This is a genomic window from Bradyrhizobium ganzhouense, from assembly GCF_049949285.1.
GTDB lineage: Bacteria > Pseudomonadota > Alphaproteobacteria > Rhizobiales > Xanthobacteraceae > Bradyrhizobium > Bradyrhizobium ganzhouense.
Map to the genome: position 1 here is coordinate 2,012,350 of NZ_CP181318.1, position 22,827 is coordinate 2,035,176.

A 22,827-nucleotide genomic window follows, 5' to 3' on the forward strand; every position below is an offset into this window, starting at 1 on the left:
CTGTAAAGATGCCAGCGTCTCCCTCTCGCGACCTCGCCAAAAAAGGGTGACAAAGGATTATGAAGCAGTTTTCAAGCATCGACGAAGTCATGTTCTCCGATCTGATTCAGAACGCGACTGATGCGGACGTCACGACGCCGCAATTGCTTCGCATCTGGGCCACGCTTCGGCGCCCGGGGCAGGCGATTGCAGGATGTGCATGACATGAACATCGTAGCCGAACATAAGATTTCGGGCGAACCGATTGATAAAGCGCCCAAGCGCCCGGGCCAGCCGGTGCTTTGGTTCATCATCGTCGGCGTGCTGCTCGGTGCGCTGGTCGGTGGCCTCGTCTGGTTCAACTACTTGCGTGGCCAGATGATCAAGCAGTTCTTCGCCAACAACAAGCCGCCGCCGACCTTGGTCAGCGCAGCCGAGGCGAAGTCCGAGGTGGTGCCGAACCTGCTCACCGCAGTCGGCGGCCTTACCGCCGTGCACCAGGTCGACGTCAGTGCCGACGTCAACGGCCGCGTCACCGAGATCAAGTTCGAGCCGGGCGCGCATGTCGAGGCCGGCACGCCGCTGGTGCAGCTGTTCGATATGCCGGATCAGGGCGACCTCGCCAACTACAAGGCGCAGGCGACTGTCGCGCAGCTGTCGCTCGACCGCGCCAAGCAGCTGGCATCGCGCCAGTTCGGTCCGCAAGCGACCGTCGATTCCGCGCAGGCCGCCTATGACCAGGCGCTGGCCGGCATCGGCAAGACCGAAGCGCTGATCTCGCAGAAGCTGGTGCGCGCTCCGTTCTCCGGCGATCTCGGCGTCCGCAAGGTCGAAGTAGGACAGTATCTCACGGCAGGCACCGCGATCGTCTCGCTGACCGATCTGTCGGAGCTGTGGGCGAACTTCACGGTGACGGAAAAGGATTCGGGCAACCTCAAGGTCGGCCAGCCGGTCCGGCTGAAGGTCGATGCTTATCGAGGCCGGACCTTCGACGCAAAGATCACCACGATCGAGCCGCAGATCGCGACCGAAACCCGCAACATCCGGGTGCAGGCGACGGTCGCGAATCCGGAGAAGATCCTGAAGCCCGGTATGTTCGTGACCACCACGGTGGTGTTGCCGGACAAGCCGGCGGTGGTCTCCGTTCCGGAGACAGCCGTCGACTACACGCTCTACGGCGACTCCGTGCTCCTGATCACCGAGAAGAAGGAAGAGGACGGCAAGACCGGCCTGAGCGCGGTGCGCACCTTCGTGCAGACCGGAAACCGGGTCGATGGTCGCGCTGAAATCGTCAAAGGCCTGAAGCCGGGCGACAAGGTTGTCGCCGTCGGTCAGCTCAAGCTGCAATCGGGCTCGGCCGTGTCGATTTCGACCGACGCGGCCCCGCAGATCCCGGCGCAGCCGCCGCGCCACTGACAATGCACTCGCGTGATCCGGTCTGACCGGATCACGTTCTTGAAACAAAAGAGATCGAGTTCGCCGCGATGACCTTTACCGATATCTTCATCAAGCGACCGGTTCTGTCGGTCGTCGTCAGTCTGCTGATCCTGCTAATTGGCCTGCGCGCGGCGATGGTACTGCCGATCCGGCAATATCCGAAGCTTTCGAACACGGTCATCAACATCACGACAGTCTACCCCGGCGCGTCTGCGGACCTGGTCCAGGGCTTCATCACGACGCCGATCGAGCAGGCGGTCGCTTCCGCCGAGGGCGTCGACTACGTTACCTCGTCCTCGGTGCTCGGCACGTCGACGATCCAGGTCTACATCAAGCTGAACTTCGATCCGAACCAGGGGCTCACCGAGGTGCTCGCCAAGGTGAATTCGGTCAAATATCTGATCCCGAAGGAATCCAACGATCCGGTCGTCACCAAGACCACCGGCCAGACCACGGCCGTGATGTATATAGGCTTCTCCTCTGAGGAGCTGTCGGGCTCGGCAATCTCGGACTATCTGACGCGCGTCGTGCAGCCGGTGCTGTCGACCGTCGATGGCGTGGCGTCCGCCGATATCCTGGGCGGCCAGACCTTTGCGATGCGGTTGTGGCTCGATCCGGTGAAGATGGCCGGCCACAACGTGTCCCCGGCTGATGTCGCGGCCGCGATCACCGCCAACAACTTCCAGTCTGCGGCCGGCCAGACAAAGGGCTACCTCATCCTCTCGAACATCACGACGAACACAGGCCTGACCGACGTCAACGAGTTCAGGAAGTTGATCGTCAAGGCCAAGGACGGCGGCTTCGTGCGGATGGAGGACATCGCCACCGTCGAACTTGCAGCCCAGAGCACGGACGCCAGCGTTGCCTTTAACGGCGAGCACGCGATCTTCATCGGCGTGAACGCAACGCCGCAGGGCAACCCGCTGACTCTTGTGAACGGTGTGCGCGCGCTGTTCCCGGAGCTCGAGCGCAATCTGCCACCGTCGATGAAGATGAAGGTCGCCTACGACTCGACCAAGTTCATTCAGTCCTCGATCGATGAGGTCGAGAAGACGCTGGGCGAGGCCGTGATCATCGTCATTATGGTGATCTTCCTGTTCCTGGGCTCGTTCCGCTCGGTGATCATTCCGGTCGTCACCATCCCCCTGTCGATGATCGGCGTCTGTACGCTGATGCTGGCGCTCGGCTTCAGCTTCAACCTGCTGACGCTGCTCGCGATGGTGCTCGCGATCGGCCTCGTGGTCGACGACGCCATCGTGGTGGTAGAGAACATCCACCGCCATCTGGAGGAGGGCAAGACACCGGTGCAAGCGTCGCTGCAAGGCGCGCGCGAAATCGTCGGTCCGGTCGTCTCGATGACCATCACGCTCGCCGCTGTGTATGCGCCGATCGGCTTCCTCGGCGGACTGACGGGCTCGCTGTTTCGCGAATTCGCCTTCACGCTGGCGGGCTCCGTGATCGTGTCCGGCGTCATCGCGCTGACGCTGTCGCCGATGATGTGCTCGGTGCTGCTCAAGAACACCGAAGAGGGCCGCTTCGCCAAGTTCGTCAACAAGGTGTTCGGCGCGCTGACGCGTTGGTATGGCCGCAGGCTCGACCGCTCGCTCGACTATAAGGCCATCACCGGGCTGGTCGCGGTGACGATCCTTGGGCTCGTCGGGTTCCTCTACATGCACACATCGAAAGAGCTCGCGCCCGAGGAGGATCAAGGTATCGTGTTCGCGGTGATCAAGGCGCCGAAATATGCGAACATCGACTATCTCGATTTCTATGGCGACAAGCTCGACAAGAAATTGCGAGGTTTTCCTGAGACCGATCTGCGCTTCGCCCTGAACGGCATCAACGGTCCCCAGAACGGTATCGCCGGCATGCTGCTGAAGCCGTGGGATGAACGGAATCGCTCTTCGATCCAGTTGGTTCCGCTGGTTCAGGCCGAGCTCAGCAAGATCGAGGGCGTCCAGGCGTTCGCCTTCAACCTGCCGCCGCTGCCCGGTGGACCCGGCGGCCTGCCGGTGCAGATGGTGATCAATTCGACCGCGGGCTTCCAGGCTGTCTATGAGCAGATGGAGAAGCTGAAGGGCGCCGCGCGCAAGAGCGGCATGTTCATCGTCTCCGATAGCGATCTCGCCTTCAACCAGCCGACCGTGAAGGTGAACGTCGACCGCGCCAAGGCCCAGGATCTCGGCATCAACATGCAGAACATCGGCAGCGCGCTCGCGATCCTGGGCGGCGGCAATTACATCAATCGCTTCAACCTGGAGGGCCGTTCCTATCAGGTGATCCCGCAGGTACCACGCGCCCAGCGGCTCTCGCCGGAATCGCTCGGCAATTACTACGTGGCGACCAGCGCCGGCCAGCAAGTGCCGCTATCGACGGTGGTGTCGATCGAAACGTCGACCGCTCCGAATTCATTGACCCACTACAACCAGCTCAACTCGGCGACCTTCTCGGCCGTGCCGATGCCCGGCGTGACCGTCGGCCAGGCCGTCGACTTCCTTGAAGGTGAAGCCAAGAAGCTGCCGCAGGGCTTCAGCCACGACTACCTTGCCGACTCCCGGCAATACGTGCAGGAAGGCAACCAGCTCGCCGTAACCTTCAGCTTCGCGCTGATCATCATCTTCCTGGTGCTGGCGGCACAGTTCGAGAGCCTGCGCGACCCGTTGGTCATCATGATCTCGGTGCCGATGGCGATTGTCGGCGCGTTGATCCCGCTGTTCTTCGGCGCAGCGACCATGAACATCTACACGCAGGTGGGTCTGTTGACCCTGGTCGGCCTAATCACCAAGCACGGCATCCTGATGGTGGAGTTCGCCAACGAGCTCCAGCTCAACGAACGGCTTGACCGCCGCTCGGCGATCGAGATGGCGGCTCGCATCCGACTGCGGCCGATCCTGATGACGACGGCCGCGATGGTCACCGGCCTGATCCCGCTTCTGACCGCGACCGGCGCCGGGGCGGCCAGCCGCTTCTCGATCGGGCTCGTGGTTGTCGCTGGCATGTCGATTGGCACGCTGTTCACCCTGTTCGTGCTGCCGGCGGTCTATGTGGTGCTCGCGGCCGACCACCGTCCCCCAGGCCAGATCCGTGCGGAACAAGCAGCTCGAAGAGCTGAGTCTCGGCTCGAAGGCGATGCAGCTGACCTGAGGGCGCTCGATTGAAGATCCAAAACGGCAATGGCCATTGCCAAGGCGCATCCGCGCCGAAGCAAGTGCTAGTTGTGGCAAAGGGACGCTACCATTGGGCAGGCTTGCGCCATAAGTCCGTGCAATCTTTAATGATGGTCGATATTGACGGCCAACAAATAAGCATACGTCAGGAAACCCCGCGGTCGAGTTTTGATGCTAGAGTTAGTCCAAGATATTTTTTCGATTGAGGCAGCGAGCTCGATGCCCTCACCCGAGGGATCGACCATCTGCTTCAACTGGTTGGCTTGATTGACACACCTCTCCGGAAGCTGCGAACGTCCGACCGTTCGGGCTGAAAGGCCGCAACTAGTACTGGCACGGCGCTCGCAGGATTGCTGTCGCCACATACGAAAACATCAACGGCCGCGTAGGATCTCTCAGGCCAAGTATGCAAGGTCATGTGCGATTCAGCCAACAACGCTATTGCCGAGACGCCGTGGCCCGGACAAAACTTATGAACATGAAGGTGGAGTAATGTCGCACTCGCCGCATGGATGGCTTTTCGGATGGCGTCTTCCGCAAGGTCCGGATCGTCGAGGTTTTTCGCTCCCCATAGCTCGATGAGCATATGCGTCGCACCGGTTGACAGAGCCGGTGGTACTTCCTCTTCGTTATCAATAATCATTAAGCAATCTCCGTTGAATTGACGGCTCAATAAGATGAGCTATTCGGGATTTAGGTGACGAGGTGATCAGGCCGCGTGTTTTGCCGGCACGTGCATGACCTCAATACCGCCGTCGTATCCGACAACTGCGATGACCTTCGGCAACTGATTTGCGCCTTTGAGCCGAGGCCAAGACCTTGATGTGGCGATCAGCAGCTTGAGCACCATCGGCCCTGGCAGTGATTGGCGACTGTCTTCGTCCGCCTTTGAGCGCTTGACGACTGCCCTCCAGCGGCTGTGAAAACGACGTTGGTCTCGTGGAAACGGTAACATGTGTCTGTATTGGTTCTTGCACAAACGATGTTACCGCTTGAGCGCCATAGGAATCCGCAGCCCGGCGAGGGCCAAGTCCGCTTTCATGAGGAGAGCACCAAACCATAGTCCAGGCGCCCGTTGGTTGCCGGTGCCATGCAGACCCACGCGTGTCGACTACAAGATCCGGTAGGTGCCAACGCCAATTTGGGGACCTAGGGTCCGGCCGCGTTCCCCTGACGATCATCGAGGTAACAGTAGTGAACGCAAAGGACGGCAAGCTAAGAAACGGACAAACCGGCACACTATGACCAGCCGATACCGGGGGCTACGCACTGCATACCCTCAATCAGGATCGTCGGTGTTCTGATTTAAGGGCCCCAGAAGGCGATGAATGGGGGACGCGTATGCCTGGCCGAGATCTATTCAAAAAAAATCAGTTTGTGGAACGTCAACCGATTGAGGCGATCACGGCGATCGATCGCCTTGCAAGATCGGATCCGGAGAGGATTGCGCTGAGAATCGGCGCAGACGAACTCACTTACGAGGTGCTGCGACTACGATCGGATGCCCTCGCAAGGAGGCTACGAGAGCATGGCGCTCGGGGCGCGGTCGTCGGATATTGGGGTGAGCGCGGCTTCGACTGGGCGACGGCGGTCGTCGCAATTTTGAAGGCCGGATCAACGTACCTACCGCTCGATCCATCGTTACCGGCTTCACGTACATCGTTCATAATTGAGCAGAGCCGCTGTGCTTTGATTATCGGCCCCGACCAGCAGCATTCGCTCAGCCTGTTCCGGCCGAGCAGCAAAGGCACTACCCAATTCATGCCGATAGAGGCGGCGCTGCGTGAGGGCCAACCTTCGTCTTTCGTGCCATCATCGAGCTCGGATGGACTCGCCTACATTCTGTTTACGTCTGGTTCGACGGGCCAGCCCAAGGGCGCAATGATTGCGCATGCAGCCTTAAACAATCATTTGGCGGCAAAAATTGATGCCCTGGCCCTCGCTCCGACGGATTGCATCGCGCAGACGGCATCGCATTTCTTTGACATCTCGCTGTGGCAACTTCTGGCAGGGCTTTGCGTCGGAGCCAGTATCGCGATCATTGATGATGCGACACTGAAATCGCCAGTATCTCTTCTTAAAGCAATTCAAGGGCACGGCGCGACGGTTGCTCAATTCGTCCCGTCAATGCTTGCAGTATTTGTTGAATATCTGCAGCCCCTTGCGGCGGCAGAGAGAGCTCTGGACACTTTGCGCATTATTTCTACGGTTGGAGAACCCCTGACACCCGGACTGGCGCGCGCATGGCTTGCCTTATATCCGCAGGTCCCCATTCTAAATCACTACGGGCCGACCGAGTGCGCCGACGGCGTTACGCACAATCTGGTTTCAGTACCGCCCGCGGTGGCAGACACTTATGTTCCGATCGGCAAGCCGATTGCGAACCTTGAGGTCTATGTCACCGATGGATCTCGTCTGTGCGACACGGGAGAGGTCGGCGAAATCTGTGTGAGCGGCGTTGGTGTCGCTGCTGGTTACGTCAACGACGATGTTCGCACCAAGGATGCCTTTGGGCCAAACCCGTTCTCCAACAACCCGCGGTTCCGGCGCCTATACCGGACAGGTGATCTCGGGCGCGTCCGTTCCGATGGTCTCTTGGAATGCCTCGGTCGACGGGACCGTCAGGTCAAAATCCGTGGGCACAGAATTGAGCTGGGAGAAATAGAGGCCCGCCTCTGCGCTCATCATTCGGTACATGGCGCTGTCGCGGTCGCCTCCGTCTGCGCAGGCGTAAAACTTATGGCGCGCGACATAACAAGCGCGGAGCGGGAAACTGGATCGAGACGGCTAATCGCATATGTGTCGGCTCCGGCTGAAGTGACGGAAGCCGAGCTTCAGAACTTTGTTGCCGAAACGCTTCCTACCTACATGCTGCCGGAAAGGATCATCCACGTCGGCGGTATTCCGCGGACCAGAAACGGAAAAGTCGATTTTGGAGCATTGCCGGACCCGAGCAGTGTTCGTCCTTTATTGCCGACGCCATTCGAGGGGCCGCGAACAGAGCTCGAAGCCCAGCTTTGGCAAATTTGGGCAGGCGTTCTGCGCATTGAGAACATTGGCGTGAATGACCAGTTCATAAGCCTCGGCGGCGACTCGCTCCGAGCAATGCTCATATTGGGACAATTGCAGACCCAGCTCGGAGTGAGAACGGATTTCAGGCTGGTCCTGAATGGAACGATACGGTCTCTTGCGGCTTCGATCGCGTCCCGAGTCGAATCCAAACCGTGCACAGCCCCCGCGTACGGAAAGCTTGCGCGAGCACCTCTAACGCGAGTTCAGGAACACCTATGGTTTCTTTCCCAGCTCGATCCGTCTGCCAGGAACTACATCATTCAAGGCGGCCTGCGAATAAGAGGCTTCATCGATCTGGCCGCATTCAACCGTGTCTGGACCGATGTCGTTCATTTCCATCAGGCACTCTCTGCACGATTTATCGACGAGGATGGTCCGGTTCAGCTTTTTGATGATCCGCAATGCGCAAATCTTGAGTTGACTGACGCATCTCATCTCACAGCGCAGCAAGCCGAGGAGCTGATCACAGAGTTTCGACAAACAGAGCTGAGCGGCAGCTTTGATCTCAGCCAAGGTCATCTGTTTCGCGCGCGCATGATCCGTTTTCGCCCTGACCACCATCTGATACTGATCACCGCTCACGAAATTATTATCGATGCGTGGTCGATCTCTGTTCTGCTCAGAGACCTTCGACAAAGGTACCTACATGCTGAGGCGTCGTTGCCAAAGAACCGCGCCTCCCTTTCGACCTACGCGGTTTGGGAAAAGCAGCACGCGACCCCAGAGGCGATGGCCAACCAACGCAGCTATTGGCGCCGTCAGATTGGTGATGATCCGCCGGTGCTTTCGCTTGGAACAGGACAAGCGCGACCGCGGGAAAATTCTCACCGCGGTGCCTCGCATGCGGTGCTGCTAGGCAGCGAGCTCTCCAATCAGGTACGGGAGTTTGCGCGCCGAAATAGATGCACAACGTCGACAACGCTCCTTGCGTGCCTCAAGCTACTGCTACGGATGTACAGCGGTCAGGACGATGTAATCGTCGGCATACCGCACGTCGTACGGGATCAACCCGGCAGTGCCGACATTGTCGGCTTTTTCCTGAATATGCTGCCGATCCGTTCCGCGATCGATGTCGGTCAGTCCTTTGCGGTTCATGCCCTGCGCGTCCAGGGCCTGGTCAGCGATGCCATCGCAAATTCGGCATATCCGTTCGGCTGGATGGTAAAGGATAGCCGACTATATCGCGAAGCGGAACGATCGCCGATCTTCCAGGTCATGTTCAACATGTACTCCGAGGCCGCGGAGCCACCGGATCAGCATGAGTTCGATCTGACATTCCGCGAATACGACACCGGCTACGTAAAATTCGATCTGACCTTGTACGCACAAGATCAGGGCGATGAAATCGCCCTCCAGCTAGCTTATGCCGAAGACATCCTTTCCAGCGATCTCATCGTCCGTATGGCTGATAATCTGCGCCGTCTGATTGCGGCCTGCGTTGAGAATCCACTTGCGCCCGTTAAGGATCTGAGCTGTCTCAGCGGGGCGGATGTCGTTATGCTGGACTCGCTGGACGGCTCGGCGCAGTCATACGCGGCTGAATGTCCACTTGTCGAAGCCTTCGAGCAAATCAGTGCCACTCATCGCAGCCAAGTGGCATATTTGGGTGATTTCGGTGAGATCACGTTCGGCGATCTGCGTGAGCGCGTAACAGCAATCAGGTCCTTACTGGAGGCGTCTGAGGTGGGGGCTGGCGACAGGGTCGCCATGCTGGTCGACCGGTCGCCTGACGTGGCCGCTGTTATTCTTGCGGCACGAGCCTTGCAATCCATCGTTGTCCCCATATCGCCGGATTATCCGCGTGATCGGATGGACCTTATCCTGCGAGATAGTCGGGCAAAGCTTTTGGTTCACGCAAGTACCACTGACCTTGGTTTTGACCTGCCGTCGATTTGTCTGTTGACCCTAGAAGGGTGCGGCACGCTCGCGCACAAGTCTGAGTGCGGCGACAAACCATCAGATCAGGGAATTGCGAGCCTTATATACACGTCGTCCTCGACCGGGAAGGCGAAGGGGGTTCTCATACCGGAGCCGGCAATTCTTAATCGACTGAACTGGATGTGGCGAACCGCTCCGTTCGAGAGCACCGACGTGATGGTTGTCCAGAAGTCCGCATCACTTGTTGCGTCCGCTTGGGAATACTTCGGTGGACTTCTAAGAGGTGTGCCTGCGCTGATCCTGACCCGTAGGCAGTTGCTGGATCCAGATCTGCTGTTGAGCACGTTGGCGGAACGTCGCGCGACACACTTATTTGCCTCGCCGCCACTCCTGAGCGGCCTCATTGCCTCCCAAGAGCGGCAGCCAAGATCCACTTCCTTGCGGTTCGTCACGAGCAGCGCTGAACCGATGTCATCTTCGCTCCCAGTTCGCTGGCGTACGCATTTCCCGGACGTGCCGTTGTGGAACTTCTATGGTGCTACGGAATGTGCGTCCAACGCCGCAGTCTACAAAACGTCGGATGCCGACGACGGCGTGTCGCTCGTCCCCGTTGGGCGCCCAATCGATAACGTCAAACTCTACGTGCTCGATGCCGCGTTGAAGAGAGTCCCTGTCGGAGCCGCCGGTGAGCTCTGCATCGCGGGGCGCTGCGTAAGCGCTGGGTACTGGAGGGATCAAGAGCGGACAACACGTTGCTTCGTGCCAAATCCTTATGGTGACGGACAGTACAGCGTCCTTTATCGAAGCGGCGATATTGCCCGCATCTCAACCAGCGGCCTTCTCGAGATTTGCGGCCGATCGGACAATCAGATCAAGGTACGGGGGTATCGGATTGAGCTGGAGGAGGTGGAAAAGGCTCTTGAGTCTCATCCCGCAATTACAAAGGCCGCGGTCGCTGCAGATGGCATGGTTGGCGATCGTCGTTTGATCGCCAGCGTGATTCCCGCGCGCGACAGTCTAAGCTCGGAAGAGATTGTCACCCATCTTAAGCACTCATTGCCGTCCTACATGATTCCCGCCGCCTTCCGTTTTGTTGACACTATCCCCCTCACGACAAGCGGAAAGATAGATCGTGCCGGCTTGTCGTCCGTTCCTTACCGCGAGGTCGGGCCTGCTCCATCTGCCGAGCCCAGCACGCGGAAGGAGCGTATTCTTGCTGGGATCTGGCAAGATCTATTGGGCATCGAGCGGGTCGGAATTGATCAGGTGTTCTTTGATGTCGGTGGAGATTCTCTTCTAAGCGTGCGCTGCGTCACGTTGGCGCGCAAAGCCGGGCTGAATCTTACTGTTGACCAACTCTATCGAACGCCGACAATTAGGGAATTGGCGGCAGATGGAGCGACGATTGCACTCCATACCGCCCCTTCCGTGGACGGGGCGTTGCCGGTTACCCCCGCAATCGCATCTTGGAAGCCTCTTGTCGGCTTCGATGAGCACTACAACATAGGCGATCTGTTCTTCCTGCCCGGCGGGATGCTGGATATCCGGCTGCTGGAGCGCGCCCTTGCTCATGTCATGGATAGGCACGAAGGCCTCAGGCTCCGTATCGCCCGAACCGACGATGGTCTACGTCTGACGATCGCAGCTTCCGTGGCCGAACGTCTCGTCGAGGAGATCAATCTTGGCGGAATGACCAGCCTGCGGCAGCGTAAGGCAATCGAGAGCATCTCAGCAAGACGTCAACATATGTTTCGTTTTGACGGCCAGACGCCTCTTGTTAACGTCACGGTGTTCCGCACATCGGAAGGCGGCGATTACTATCTGCTGGTCTTGATGCATCATTTTGTAGCGGACGGGATAGGCTATCGACTGTTCCTTGAAGCAGTGGATGCGGCCTACGACGCTCTTGGCTCAGGCCACGCCGTAAGCGGCCCCGAGACCATGCAAATGCTCTCTCCATGGTTGAAGCGCCTTGAGCAGTACGCGAACAGCGAGGCGCCAGCCGAACTCGAATACTGGGAGAGGATCGACTACGATCAGTTCAATTTGCATGTCAGCCCCACGCCGGCGGGTAGCGCGAGCTTTTCGCAAGTGACCGCAAGAGAGCTTCACTATGCACGCCTTGAAGGTCGCGCGGATGACGCGAATTGCCGAGTCCTTTGGGAAGATCAGGCCAAGCACCATCTGGAGATTGGCAAAGAAGCGACAGCTGATCTGCTCAATATCGCAGCCAGATCGACGCATTGTAAGGACATCGACGTATTTCTTGCCGCGATATCCGGGGCCTGTGGGCGTATTTTCGGCAACTATTCGCTCTGGATTGATAGCCTTACCTCGACCCGAGGTCGGCTGTTTGAAGATATCGATCCATCGCAGATCATTGGCCATATCAGCGAGCTCGTTCCGCTTTCCTTGAGTCTCGCCGGAACGGAGGCTCGTCCCGATCGTGCTCGTTCAATAAACCGCCAGCGCAATGCCCTGCCGCGCAGGGGAGTAGGATTTCGGGTTTTGAAATTTGTAAACCGAGATCCAGCCGTGCGAAGCCGGATCGATCGTCTGCCCTTACCTAAAATCGGACTGAATTATCGAGCGGGTTTGCAGCACCATTTTCCGCGCCGCCTCCTAGCCCAGGACCCGTCTCCAATCTGGATCGGCGAAGACATGGATGAAGCCGCCGCGAGCCACCTCTTCTGGTTCGACGTCGGATATCAAGCCGGCCGTCTACAGATTGAAACAAGGTATGATCCAACCCAGATCGGTTATGAGGTGACCCATAACCTTTGCACGGTGTTGCAACAGGAGCTGTTGCTGACGATCAGCGAATTCGGAAGAGCCGGCGACACCGTCATCCATGAATGAGCCGGATGCGGAAGTAGCGGTCGAGTGCGATCGAGATGTGATGGCAAAGAAGGCGCAGAACATCGATCTATCGGATCCCAATCTGGCGAGCCTTATCCTGCGGCTCGCAATTCCGTCTATTGTTGGCCTATCGATCAACGCGGTACAGCAGGCCGTCAATGCGATCTTTGTTGGTGCACTTGGTGCGCAGGCGATCGCAGCTGTCAGCATGACCTTGCCTGTCGTGGTCCTGCTGACGGCAGTCGGTCAGGGAATCGGTGTTGGAACAGCCTCGTTCATATCTCGCCATCTTGGTGCTGGTGAGTACCTGGAGGCAAGTAGGGGCGCGAGTACCGCACTGGCCCTGGCCGCTCCGATTGGTATCATGTTTACGGTTCTCTTACTGCTAAACTTGCGACGGATCTTCGTAACGCTCGGGGCAACTCCAACCATCATGCCCGTGGCGCTCGACTATGCGGCGACGCTATTGTTCGGGTACACCCTGATGCTTCTAAACATCGTCAACGGCTTCATCGTTAGAGCCGAGGGCAACACACGTTTCAGCATGTGGACGATGCTTACCGCCTTCATACTGAACGCGGTGCTCGATCCGGCCTTCATCTTCGTACTGAACCTCGGTGTGCGAGGCGCAGCCCTCGCAACGCTGGTATCTCAGATCGCTGCCATTAGCCTCTATATCGCGCATTTTTCGAAGCTAGGCGGGATAGTCCTCGTCAAGATTTCTTACGTCTCATTGCAAACAAGTCGCATCAGACAGATCGCGTTCATAGGTGCGCCAGCCACCATGACCGGCATTTTGTCTGCCATTGCCTCCATGCTCTTGTACGGAGCTGCTGCGCCGTTCGGAGACGACTGCATCGCCGCCATGGGAATAGCTGTGCGATTGCTGACGATCGGCGCACTGCCTGTCACCGGCTTTTGTATGGGCTCTCAAGCTGTCCTGGGTTTCGGTTGGGGCGCGCACGATCTTCCCCGCGTATGGAAGACCGCAAAGCTCATGCTGTCCATGACTGTCGCGCTTTCGGTTGCGTATTCTGCGGCCGTTGTGAGTTTTGCCCAACCGTTGGTCAAACTGTTCAGCGACAACGAGAACGTCACGAAAATTGCCGTCTTGACCTGTATCGTTTTCCATCTCTTTTTTTGGCTTTTTGGTGTTGAGAGTTTCGTGACGACGATGCTTCAGTCGTTCGGGAGGGCACGCCTCAGCGTGATTGTGTCCTTGGCGAGGCACGGCTATTTCTTCATACCGGCCGTACTGGTGTTGCCAGTCGTATCGGGTTTCAACGGACTGTTGGCCAGTCAAGCAATCGCTGAGCTGGGTGCTGGAATGATTGCAACGATTGTCATGTTCCAGCAGTTTTCTGAGCTCAGACGAGCACTCGGGCGGCCTACTTCAAGAGGGATCGATATCGCGGGTTGACCTGACCACGGACATGATCGCGGTCCGGAGCATTGAGCCTACAGAACTGTGGAGGTGGTGCTCTCCAAGAAGTGACGCACGTCGTGTGCAAGAGCCATGCAGCTATGGTGGTAGTTTTCGGCCTGTTCACTTGTGGTGCTCGTGCGGCTGGGCTTCGCCAGGGTTGTGTCCGGGACGCGGCTCTTCGCTCATCGCCCGCTCCATATTGCCTTCCTCGAAGCGGCCCTTGGTCCGCTACGCGGTTGAACCGCTCACGCCAACACTCGCGGCGATCTCCTCGTCGCCCGGCTCGGCATCAGCGGCCAGCAGAACCTGTACACGTGAACAAGGTCCATCAGGCCATCACCCCGGGGTCGAGCTCGGAAGACGAGGTTTGGCTACATCTCGAATGAAATGGAGACCGAGCACGGGGTGATCTGAGTCTGAGGCGTCGGCGAAGACAGCGTCAAGGCGTTCACGGACTTCACAATCGAAAACCTCATCGAGCTGATCAGGTTCTACAAAGAAAGTCGTGGACCGCTCGTCCGGTGACTCTGCGGCCTGCGCCGAATGGATACGCGCCAGGCGTTGAAGGTAACGCTTAAGCGGACCGATACTCCAGGCAACACCGCGAGATGAGCCCTCAATCGCTACGAATTGGCTGGCTGCGGCAGACGGATCGAACCTGAAAATGACAGGACTGCGTCAGACGTTCCACCTTGCAGAGAGTTCGTGACGTCCGAAGTGCGGCGGGCGCTCTGACATCAAACGATGGTTTGGACGGCTCCTGGCCTTTACCTTCAGTAAATCGATTGCAAGCTTTCGGGCTTGAACAGCCCGAAAGTGCGCAGCTTGATTCTCGGTTTCGCCCGACTCTAGCCCCACGATCCGCGATTTCGTCATCTATAGTCGCGGCTTCGAAAGCTTAGAGCGGCGAGCGAGCAGTTTCAATCAAACTTGTAGGAGGCCTGCAGAAATGTGCCCCATCTTTCCATGCGATAGTTCGCAGGATTAGGTGCTGCGGTGACAGGAGAACTGTCCTCCGTCTCGGAACGGGTGTCGAGTTCCTTACTATGTCTTGAAGTCCACATAGCCCAATACCGGGCGCCGACGCCGACGCTGAAATTGTTGGTGAGGAAATAAGACAGGACTCCTTCGACCTGCACACCACCGCCACCGCTCCCGCGCTGATTCTCGAAAGTCGTCAATGGGCGCCTCAGATGGTTGTCGCGCCCCTGGAAATCTGTCCAGGGCAGATAGGCAACATCGGCGCTGACGTGCCAACGGTCGAGCAACACGGTCTCAGCGCTGAGGCCGATTCGCAGCGCATTCCAATCAGTGTCCTGGCTGCCCACGACCACCTTACCGCCGACTGCTTGATGGCACGGCGGCGAGGAGGCGACCTGCGCGCATCCTGTCGTGTCAGATTTCTGGCCGTAATAGGTCCAGCCCATAAACCCGCCAACCTTGAAGGCGGTCTCGCGCAAGAAATCGTAGCCCGCATCGGCCGTGTAGTACGTGAACCTTCCGTTCGTCTGGCCCGATGTCGTGTTGGAATAGGCGAAGGTGTCAGCACCCCAATCTTCATCGTTCGTATTGCCGTTGTTGAAGCGCCCGATCCCAATATTGCCCTTCAGAAAGATCCCCCACGGGCTGTCCAAGCGTTCGAACAACTCACCGGAGATCCCATCCAGATTGTGATACGTGATCCTTGATTCGAGATCGCTCCCTGTGACTTCGCCCCCGTGATTCCATTGAAACCTTCCGCGACTCAGCCAGAATCGTGTGCCGCTTTCCAGCGACCATCCCTGAGTAAAGGCAATCGGCAGCGCGCTGACGGGCGGCGTCGCCGCCTGCAGCGGCGTATCAAACCAGCCCGGTGTCCTTGGATCGGCATCGAAATGATAATTCAGAGCAATTTTGCCGATATGATAGCTGCTGGACGGGTGGGTGATGTTGGCTGGGACCGTTGCCAACGGAAGCCGTGCGGTCGGAGGGGTTGCCACACTTGGTCCACCAAACCACAGATAATCGTACTCAAGTCCAACGGACCATGCAGGCGTGAGCGCTTGCTCGACGCCGGCGCCGATTGTGCCACCGACCCGACCATACTCGAAATGAGTGGCATTCTGTGACGCCAAGCCATCGGGGTGGTCTTCGCTACGAAATTCGTCGTTGTTGACGACATCGCCCTGATTGTGTTGCCAGGCCACACCTCCCTTGAGATAAGCCAGCGTATGGCCCTGCGAACCAAACGCATAACCCAGGCGACCGGTCCCGGTGACAAAGACGTTCGGACTCGCATTGCAGGTTGCGCTCACAACAGATCCGGAGACGGCAAGACAGGTATTCGTGCCGTCGGACGCCGCGCCACTGGCATCCACTTCAACGCCAATGACCCAGTTGGCCTTCTGCCAATTGTAGCCGATCTGGCCTCCCAGCAGAAACACTGGGGTATCGACGATATCCCCATAGATTGACGGACCATACGGATCACTGAATGATGTCCGTCCGAAGCCGCCGCCAACGTGCGCGCCAAAATATCCACCGGTCCAGCTCCACAGGACCGGTGGGACTTTTACTGCCGGCTTAAGATCTGCCGAATTGACCGCACCGCTTGCAACGAGCGCAATTGTTGCTGCACCCCAAGAAAGAACTCCAGGTCGCATCTCACCTCACGAAACACAACGCGCGCGCCATCTTGCAACCAAGCCCGAATGGCCGATGTTGTTGGCGCCGCCTCCACGCCGTCTAAGGTCTGCAGGATCTAGGCCAGTGCACACGACGCGTACTGCCTGCGGTTTTTCGTTGGCGATGTCGTCTTCTCCTCTCAAGGACGGCGGATTTGAAGCGCGATGCGTCTGATGACGGACACAAAACGCGTGCCGCATGCTCGGCGATTCCGAATTGAATACGTCACCGCTCTCTTGCGAATTGGTTCGTCTCAAGGTCGGCGGGCGCTCTGACAACAAAGATCGATTGGAATAACGCAGCACCGCCCCAACGGCGGCCTGGCCGTCACCTTCAGCAAATCAATGCAAGCTTGCGGGCTTGAAAGGCCCGAAAGCTTGCAGCTTTATTCTTGGTCTCCACCTGCATCGAATCCTGGGATCCGCGATTTCGTCATGTATAGTCGCGGCTTCCGTAGCTTAGAGCGGCGAGCGAGCAGTTTCAGTCAAACCTGTAGGAGGCCTGCAGGAACGTACCCCATCGCTCCATGCGATAGTTCGCAGGAAAGGCCCCCTCGGCAACAGGAGAGCTCCCCTCCTTTTGGGCTTTATTGGGGAGTATCTCGCTATGTTTTGGAGTCCACATGGCCCAATAACGGGCGCCGACGCCGAGGCTGAAATTATCGGTGATGAGATAAGACAGGATCCCTTCGACCTGCACACCACTGCCACCGCTCCCGCGTTGATCGCTGAAGAACGTCAAATCCCGCAACAGATGGTTGTCACGGCCCTGGAAGTCTGTCCAGGGCAGGTAAGCAACATCGGCGCTCACGCGCCAACGGTCGAGCAACATGGTTTCAGCACTCAGACCGACGCGCAGCGCATTCCAATCAGTGTCCTGACTGCCGATGACCATCTTTCCGCCGACTGCTTGATAGCATGGCGGCGAGGACGCGATCTGCGCGCATCCTGTCGTGTCAGATTTCTGTCCGTAGTAGGTCCAGCCGATAAACCCGCCAACTTTGAAGGCGGTACCGCGCAAGAAATCGTAGCCCGCATCGGCCGTGTAGTACATGAACCTTCCGTTCGTCTGGGCCGATGTCGTGTTGGAATAGGCGAAGGCAACGCCCCAATCTTCATCGTTCATAGTTCCGTTGTTGAAGCGGCCGAAACCGATATTGCCCTTCAGGAATATCCCCCACGGGCTATCCACGCGTTCGAACAACTCGCCGGAGATCCCATCCAGCTTGTGATAGGTGAGCCTTGATACGAGCTCGCTCCCGGCGCCCCATTGAAACCTTCCTCGGCTCAGCCATAACCGTGTGCCGCTTTCCAGCGACCAACCCTGAGTGAAGGCAATCGGCGGCGCGCTGACAGTCGGCCTTGCCCCGAATGGCGGCGTATCGAACCATCCCGGCGTCCTCGGATCGGCACCGAAATGATAGTTAAGAGCAATTTTGCCGATATGATAGCTGCTGGACGGGTGGGTAATGTTGGCTGGGACCGTTGCCAACGGAAGCCGTGCGGTCGGAGGGGTTGCCACACTTGGTCCACCAAACCACAGATAATCGTACTCAAGTCCAACGGACCATGCAGGCGCGATCGCCTGCTCGGCGCCGACGCCGATTGTGCCACCGACCCGACCATACTCGAAATGAGTGGCATTCTGTGGCGCCCAGCTAAATTCGCGGTTGTTGACGACATCGCCCTGATTGTGTTGCCAGGCCACACCTCCCTTGAGATAAGCCAGCGTATGTCCCTGCGAGCCAAACGCATAACCCAGGCGACCGGTGCCGGTGACAAAAAGGTTTGGGCTCGCATTGCAGTTTGCGCTTACAATTGATCCAGAGGCGGCAAGACAGGTATTTGCACCGTCTGACGCGGCGCCACTGGCATCCACCTCAACGCCAAAGACCCAGCGGTCCTTCTGCCAATTGTAGCCGATCTGGCCTCCCAGCAGGAACACTGGGGTATCAACGACGTCTCCGTAGAGTGACGGACCATACGGATCACTGAATGATGTCTGGCCGTAGCCCCCGCCAACGTGTGCGCCGAAATATCCACCGGTCCAGCTCCACCGCACCGGTGGGACTTTTACTGCCGGCTTAAGATCTGCCGAATTGACCGCACCGCTTGCAACGAGCGCAATTGTTGCTGCACCCCAAGAAAGAACTCCAGGTCGCATCTCACCTCACGAAACACAACGCGCGCGCCATCTTGCAACCAAGCCCGAATGGCCGATGTTGTTGGCGCCGCCTCCACGCCGTCCAAGGTCTGCAGGATCTAGGCCAGTGCACACGACGCGTACTGCCTGCGGTTTTTCGTTGGCGATGTCGTCTTCTCCTCACAAGGATGGCGAATTTGAAACGCGATGAGTCTGATGACGGACACAAAGCGCGCGCCGCATGCTCGGCGAGTCAGGATTGAATACGTCACCGCTCTCTTGCGATATAGTTCATCTCTTGCTCCAGCGGCCTTGCAAGCTTGCAATTATTGTTCTTTGAGCTGGAAGGGCAATGCGAACCCTCAGCGGCCAAGGCGACTAGTGAGAACTTACGTTCGAGGATCACGCATCTCGAATGATTAAGCGCTTCGGGGGCGTAAAGTATCGATACTTGCCGGCGAGCGTGCCGTTAACGAACTGCAAGCCGTAATTGCCATAAATCATATCCTCACGCACGTATCCGTCGGATATGGCTTCTTGATTATTGCCTCCAACTGTCTTCTGAGCGATTGTCATCATCTGCCCGCCTGACGGCCAACCAAACATTTCAATTGCAGCAGCGCGTTGTGTGCCGAGTTTCAAGTTATCAAACTGTTTGGCCGGGATTACTCCGGCCGCCTTAATGGGCTCAGCTCTCATTCGCGAGAGATTTTCAGATCCAATTGGCTTACGAGCCACAACTTTCTCGATGCAGTGAGAATGAATTGGAATGCCTGGGTGCGAGTCCCATTTAATGTAGTGATCGGACCGTAAGACCTCCCAGCCGCCTTGCGCATAGATCGCCGCAAGCTCTCCACGCGAGAACGATTTCTTGTGACCGCATGCCAAACTCTCCTCAGGGATAGGATGATCTGCTTGATCAAGCGTGTTGGTGAAGCAGTGGAACCCTCCAGGCCGTGTCCGATCCATCAATTCCGTCACGAGCGGCCTCCAGATGGTCCGTTCCGTAAAATGCAACACGCAGTGCGCTATAAAGACGTCGAGGTAAGCAGGCGACTGGAATGTTTCAACTGGAGCGACAGCGCTCGTTATATTCACGCCCAGAGCGCCTGCGAGCCGACTCAGTTTGGAGATAGCGGCTTCAGATATATCGCTTGCGACGACATGATGACCAAGCTGGGCCAAATAGAGGACGTTGCGTCCCTCGCCGCAACCGAGCTCGACAATCACACTCTTGGCGCGCAGAGCCGGGGTTATCTCGAAGATTTCGGGACTCGGACCACCCATACACGACACGTCGTGGTCAGCGTAGCCCGAATCCCACCAAAAGGGTGAGTCCTTCGCCATCTTTTGCATGCTGGACCTTACGCTGCCTGATATTGCTGCTCGAGGGCCGCCATCCTGGCGGAGTAAAACATCCGAGCTATGATGCTAGAGTACTTAAACCCCGTTCGCGTCAGTTGATAAGCGTCACCCTCTGCCAAATTCACGAGTTGCAAAGATTCAAGCGCCTCGAGTTCTTCGCCAAAATCAGCCGCGAGCGCTCGTCCGAATTCTGCAGCGTAATTACTTCTGCTCAAAGCTGACAACGTGAGGCCAAGCAGAACGTAACGACACCGAAGATCTTCCTGCGTCAGCCAGATTCCGTGCGAGGCTATCGCGTCGGGATCGAAGGGCCGAGCCGAGAAGGCGTTGATGATGGGCGAAGCCGCACTCGAGGCGACGGCGTAGTCCGTGCTGCAATGATATTGGCCAAAATAGCTTCTGGCGCCGGCCCCCAGTCCTAGCAGGGGCGTTCCCTTAAAATCCGACACCTCCTGCCGGTAGGCATGATCGCCAGCAATCCTGGTGAAGCGTGTGAAGGATTCCTGGCGGTAACCTTTGGACGCCATCAGTGCAACGGTCTGATCGTAGACCTCATACGTTTCCGCCTCAGAGAGGAACAGTTCAGGATTGTGCGCCTTCGAGATAGTGATGCTCGTCATCGGACGAACAACAACGGGATACAGAGAGAGTGTCTGCGGCTCATAGTCGAGCACCCGGCCAAGCGAAGAGATCAAAGAGTCACGGGTTTGGCCACGCAAGCCGTAGATCAGATCAAGATTGACGTGAGAGAAACGCGCGATAAGGGCGTTGATTGCCGATTTTGCCGTCTGGAGCGAATATGGCCTGCCAGAGTGCGCAAGCTCGCCGGGCTCCATGCTTTGGATACCCATGCTCATTCGGTCGACGCCAAGTGCCTTCAGGCAATCCAGGAGGTTGTTGTCGAAAGAGTCTGGCGTGCTCTCGACCGTCGTCTCACATCGCGGGCTTCGTTTTGGAAAGGCTGCATCGAGGGCGGCGAAAAGCGCGCCGAATTGATGCTGCGTCAGAAGAGTTGGAGTGCCGCCGCCGAAGTAGATACTCACAACCTCCCGATCTCCGAAGTATTCTCCATATCGAGTGACCTGCTCCCCAATTTGCCCCCGTTTATAAGTAGAATCCGTTCTGGGTTTGGCCCCTGTTGGGGCGGGTTGCGAACTCGGTTGGTGTGAGCCCCTTGAGGCTCGTGTGCGGTCGGTTGGTGTTGTAGTCGATCCTCCATTCTTCGATGATCCGGCGAGCCTCGTTGAGATTGGCGAACAGGTGCTCGTTCAGGCACTCGTCGCGCAAGCGGCCGTTGAAGCTTTCGACAAAGCCATTCTGCATCGGCTTGCCGGGCGCAATATAGTGCCACTCGATCCCGAGCTCCTCTTGCCAGGCCAGGATCGCATTCGAGGTGAACTCGGTGCCGTTGTCGCTGACGATCATGCGCGGGCAGCCGCGGATCTCGATGACACGATCGAGTTCGCGCACGACACGCAAGCTGGTGAGCGATGTATCGGCGACCAGGGTCAGGCATTCGCGCGTGAAGTCGTCGACCAGAGTCAGGATACGGAAGCGCCGGCCGCTGGAGAGCGTGTCCATCACGAAGTCGAGTGACCAGCGCAGGTTCTGATCCTGCGGGATCGTCATCGGCGCTCGCGTGCCCAGTGCCCGTTTGCGGCCACCACGTTTACGCACGGTCAGCCGCTCCTCCTTGTAGAGCCGATACAGCTTCTTCCGATTGATCCGGACCCCTTGCCGAGCCAATAGCAGCCCCAGGCGACGGTAGCCGAAGCGGCGCCGTTGCGAAGCCAATTCCTTCAGCCGCGTCCGCAACCGTTCATCGTCCGGCCGTTTCGACACATAGCGATAGGTCTTGGGCTGCAAGCCAACCAGCTTGCAGGCCCGCCGCTGCGAGTAGCCCTTCTGATCGATCGCCCAGGTCACAGCACGTCTCCGTAAGCCGGGCGTCAGAAGTTTTTTCCGAGCATCTCCTTCAGCGTCGACGCATCCAGCATCGTCTCCGCCAGCAGCTTCTTAAGCTTGCGGTTCTCTTCTTCCAGCGCTTTCAGCTTGCGGGCCTCGGAGATCTCCATCCCGCCATAGCGCGATCGCCATTTGTAAAACGTCGCATCGCTGATGCCGTGCTTGCGGCAGAGATCGCTCGCCGACATCCCGGCAGCGTGTTCCTTCAACACCCTGATGATCTGCTCTTCCGTGAACCTGCTTTTACGCATCGTCTGTCTCCTCAGTGGAGAACAGGACCCTAACTCAAAACCGGGGGCGTTTCAGGGGAGCAGGTCAGGAGCGATGTGCTCCACCAGTCGAGCAACGTAAGACTCCCCGGTCTCTCCTCCATGGCGCGTTGTAAGAAAGAGCGTGCAATAGGTGCAGCGATAGCGACAGAACGGAATATGGATATAGATGTTGATTTGCTTTGAGCGATCGGCCTGCTCAACGACATCGGTTATGCGGAGTGGCTGGGAAAAAGCCCGATATGCTCGCTTCGAAGGATAGCCGTAGACATAGGTTGGCAGCTCGTTGTTCGCTATGTTTGTCCGAAGAAAGTCCAGACGATCCATGACTTAACCCGTTGATTGCCAAAGCAGATGAACGCCTGAACGCCGTCTTCTCGAACGCCCTGGAAGCTGCTAATCCGCATTCATGATGGCGTTTGCGCCACTTATGTTCTTCAGATCCAACCGTGCGGCTTAGGTGCAAGACCAAACGTGCGCATATATAGCTACAGCGGCTGCTACACCAATCCGTCAACTGCGCCCACAAACGGTCAAAGGCCACATTCGAAGTTGGGATCGCCTTTTTCAGGAGTTAGTTCGGTCACACCATAGGGTGGCTTAT

Annotated in this window: 11 protein-coding genes and 1 pseudogene; 4 read left to right on the plus strand and 8 right to left on the minus strand. The window is 57.8% G+C overall.

Annotated features, from left to right (window positions below; genetic code table 11):
• Positions 1 to 204 precede the first annotated feature (204 nt).
• Both ACLFLU_RS09250 and ACLFLU_RS09255 read left to right on the plus strand, forming a co-directional pair.
• Positions 205 to 1,395, plus strand: a complete 1,191-nt coding sequence (locus ACLFLU_RS09250; protein WP_426411903.1) for an efflux RND transporter periplasmic adaptor subunit — start codon at positions 205 to 207, stop codon at positions 1,393 to 1,395.
• 68 nt (positions 1,396 to 1,463) lie between these two features.
• The gene (locus tag ACLFLU_RS09255; RefSeq protein ID WP_426411904.1) at positions 1,464 to 4,574 is read left to right on the plus strand and encodes a MexW/MexI family multidrug efflux RND transporter permease subunit; all 3,111 of its coding nucleotides are present in this window, start codon (positions 1,464 to 1,466) and stop codon (positions 4,572 to 4,574) included.
• 259 nt (positions 4,575 to 4,833) lie between these two features.
• Here the strand turns inward: ACLFLU_RS09255 and speD are convergent, their stop codons facing one another.
• Entirely contained in the window at positions 4,834 to 5,226 is a 393-nt protein-coding gene (gene speD, locus ACLFLU_RS09260; protein ID WP_426411905.1) for an adenosylmethionine decarboxylase, read from the minus strand.
• A gap of 698 nt (positions 5,227 to 5,924) precedes the next feature.
• On the opposite strand from speD, the gene ACLFLU_RS09265 reads away from it, so the two are divergent.
• Together ACLFLU_RS09265 and ACLFLU_RS09270 are read left to right on the plus strand one after the other, a co-directional pair.
• On the plus strand, positions 5,925 to 12,392 hold the full coding sequence (locus ACLFLU_RS09265) for an amino acid adenylation domain-containing protein (protein WP_426411906.1): 6,468 nt from the start codon (positions 5,925 to 5,927) through the stop codon (positions 12,390 to 12,392).
• A complete protein-coding gene (locus ACLFLU_RS09270; protein WP_426411907.1) occupies positions 12,385 to 13,812 on the plus strand; it encodes an MATE family efflux transporter in 1,428 nt (475 codons plus the stop codon). Before ACLFLU_RS09265 ends, ACLFLU_RS09270 begins: the two co-directional genes overlap by 8 nt.
• Positions 13,813 to 13,980: 168 nt before the next feature.
• Here the strand turns inward: ACLFLU_RS09270 and ACLFLU_RS09275 are convergent.
• The 7 genes and pseudogenes from ACLFLU_RS09275 to ACLFLU_RS09305 form a co-directional block, all read right to left on the minus strand.
• Positions 13,981 to 14,133 (minus strand): annotated as a pseudogene (locus ACLFLU_RS09275) (IS630 family transposase); the annotation flags it as partial.
• Positions 14,134 to 14,738: 605 nt separating this feature from the next.
• The gene (locus tag ACLFLU_RS09280; protein ID WP_426411908.1) at positions 14,739 to 16,460 is read right to left on the minus strand and encodes an outer membrane protein; all 1,722 of its coding nucleotides are present in this window, start codon (positions 16,458 to 16,460) and stop codon (positions 14,739 to 14,741) included.
• 502 nt (positions 16,461 to 16,962) lie between these two features.
• Positions 16,963 to 18,543, minus strand: a complete 1,581-nt coding sequence (locus ACLFLU_RS09285) for an outer membrane beta-barrel protein (RefSeq protein ID WP_426413955.1) — start codon at positions 18,541 to 18,543, stop codon at positions 16,963 to 16,965.
• A 483-nt stretch (positions 18,544 to 19,026) separates the two neighbouring features.
• A complete protein-coding gene (locus ACLFLU_RS09290; RefSeq protein WP_426411909.1) occupies positions 19,027 to 19,980 on the minus strand; it encodes a class I SAM-dependent methyltransferase in 954 nt (317 codons plus the stop codon).
• Positions 19,981 to 19,988: 8 nt separating this feature from the next.
• A complete protein-coding gene (locus tag ACLFLU_RS09295; protein WP_426411910.1) occupies positions 19,989 to 21,032 on the minus strand; it encodes a radical SAM protein in 1,044 nt (347 codons plus the stop codon).
• 61 nt (positions 21,033 to 21,093) lie between these two features.
• Positions 21,094 to 22,205 (minus strand): IS3 family transposase gene (locus tag ACLFLU_RS09300; RefSeq protein ID WP_426411911.1). Its coding sequence is split into 2 segments (ribosomal slippage): positions 21,094 to 21,950 and positions 21,950 to 22,205, totalling 1,113 coding nucleotides; the frame shifts between segments, so codons are not numbered across the junction.
• Positions 22,206 to 22,256: 51 nt separating this feature from the next.
• Positions 22,257 to 22,550, minus strand: a complete 294-nt coding sequence (locus tag ACLFLU_RS09305) for a hypothetical protein (protein WP_426411912.1) — start codon at positions 22,548 to 22,550, stop codon at positions 22,257 to 22,259.
• Positions 22,551 to 22,827: the final 277 nt, after the last annotated feature.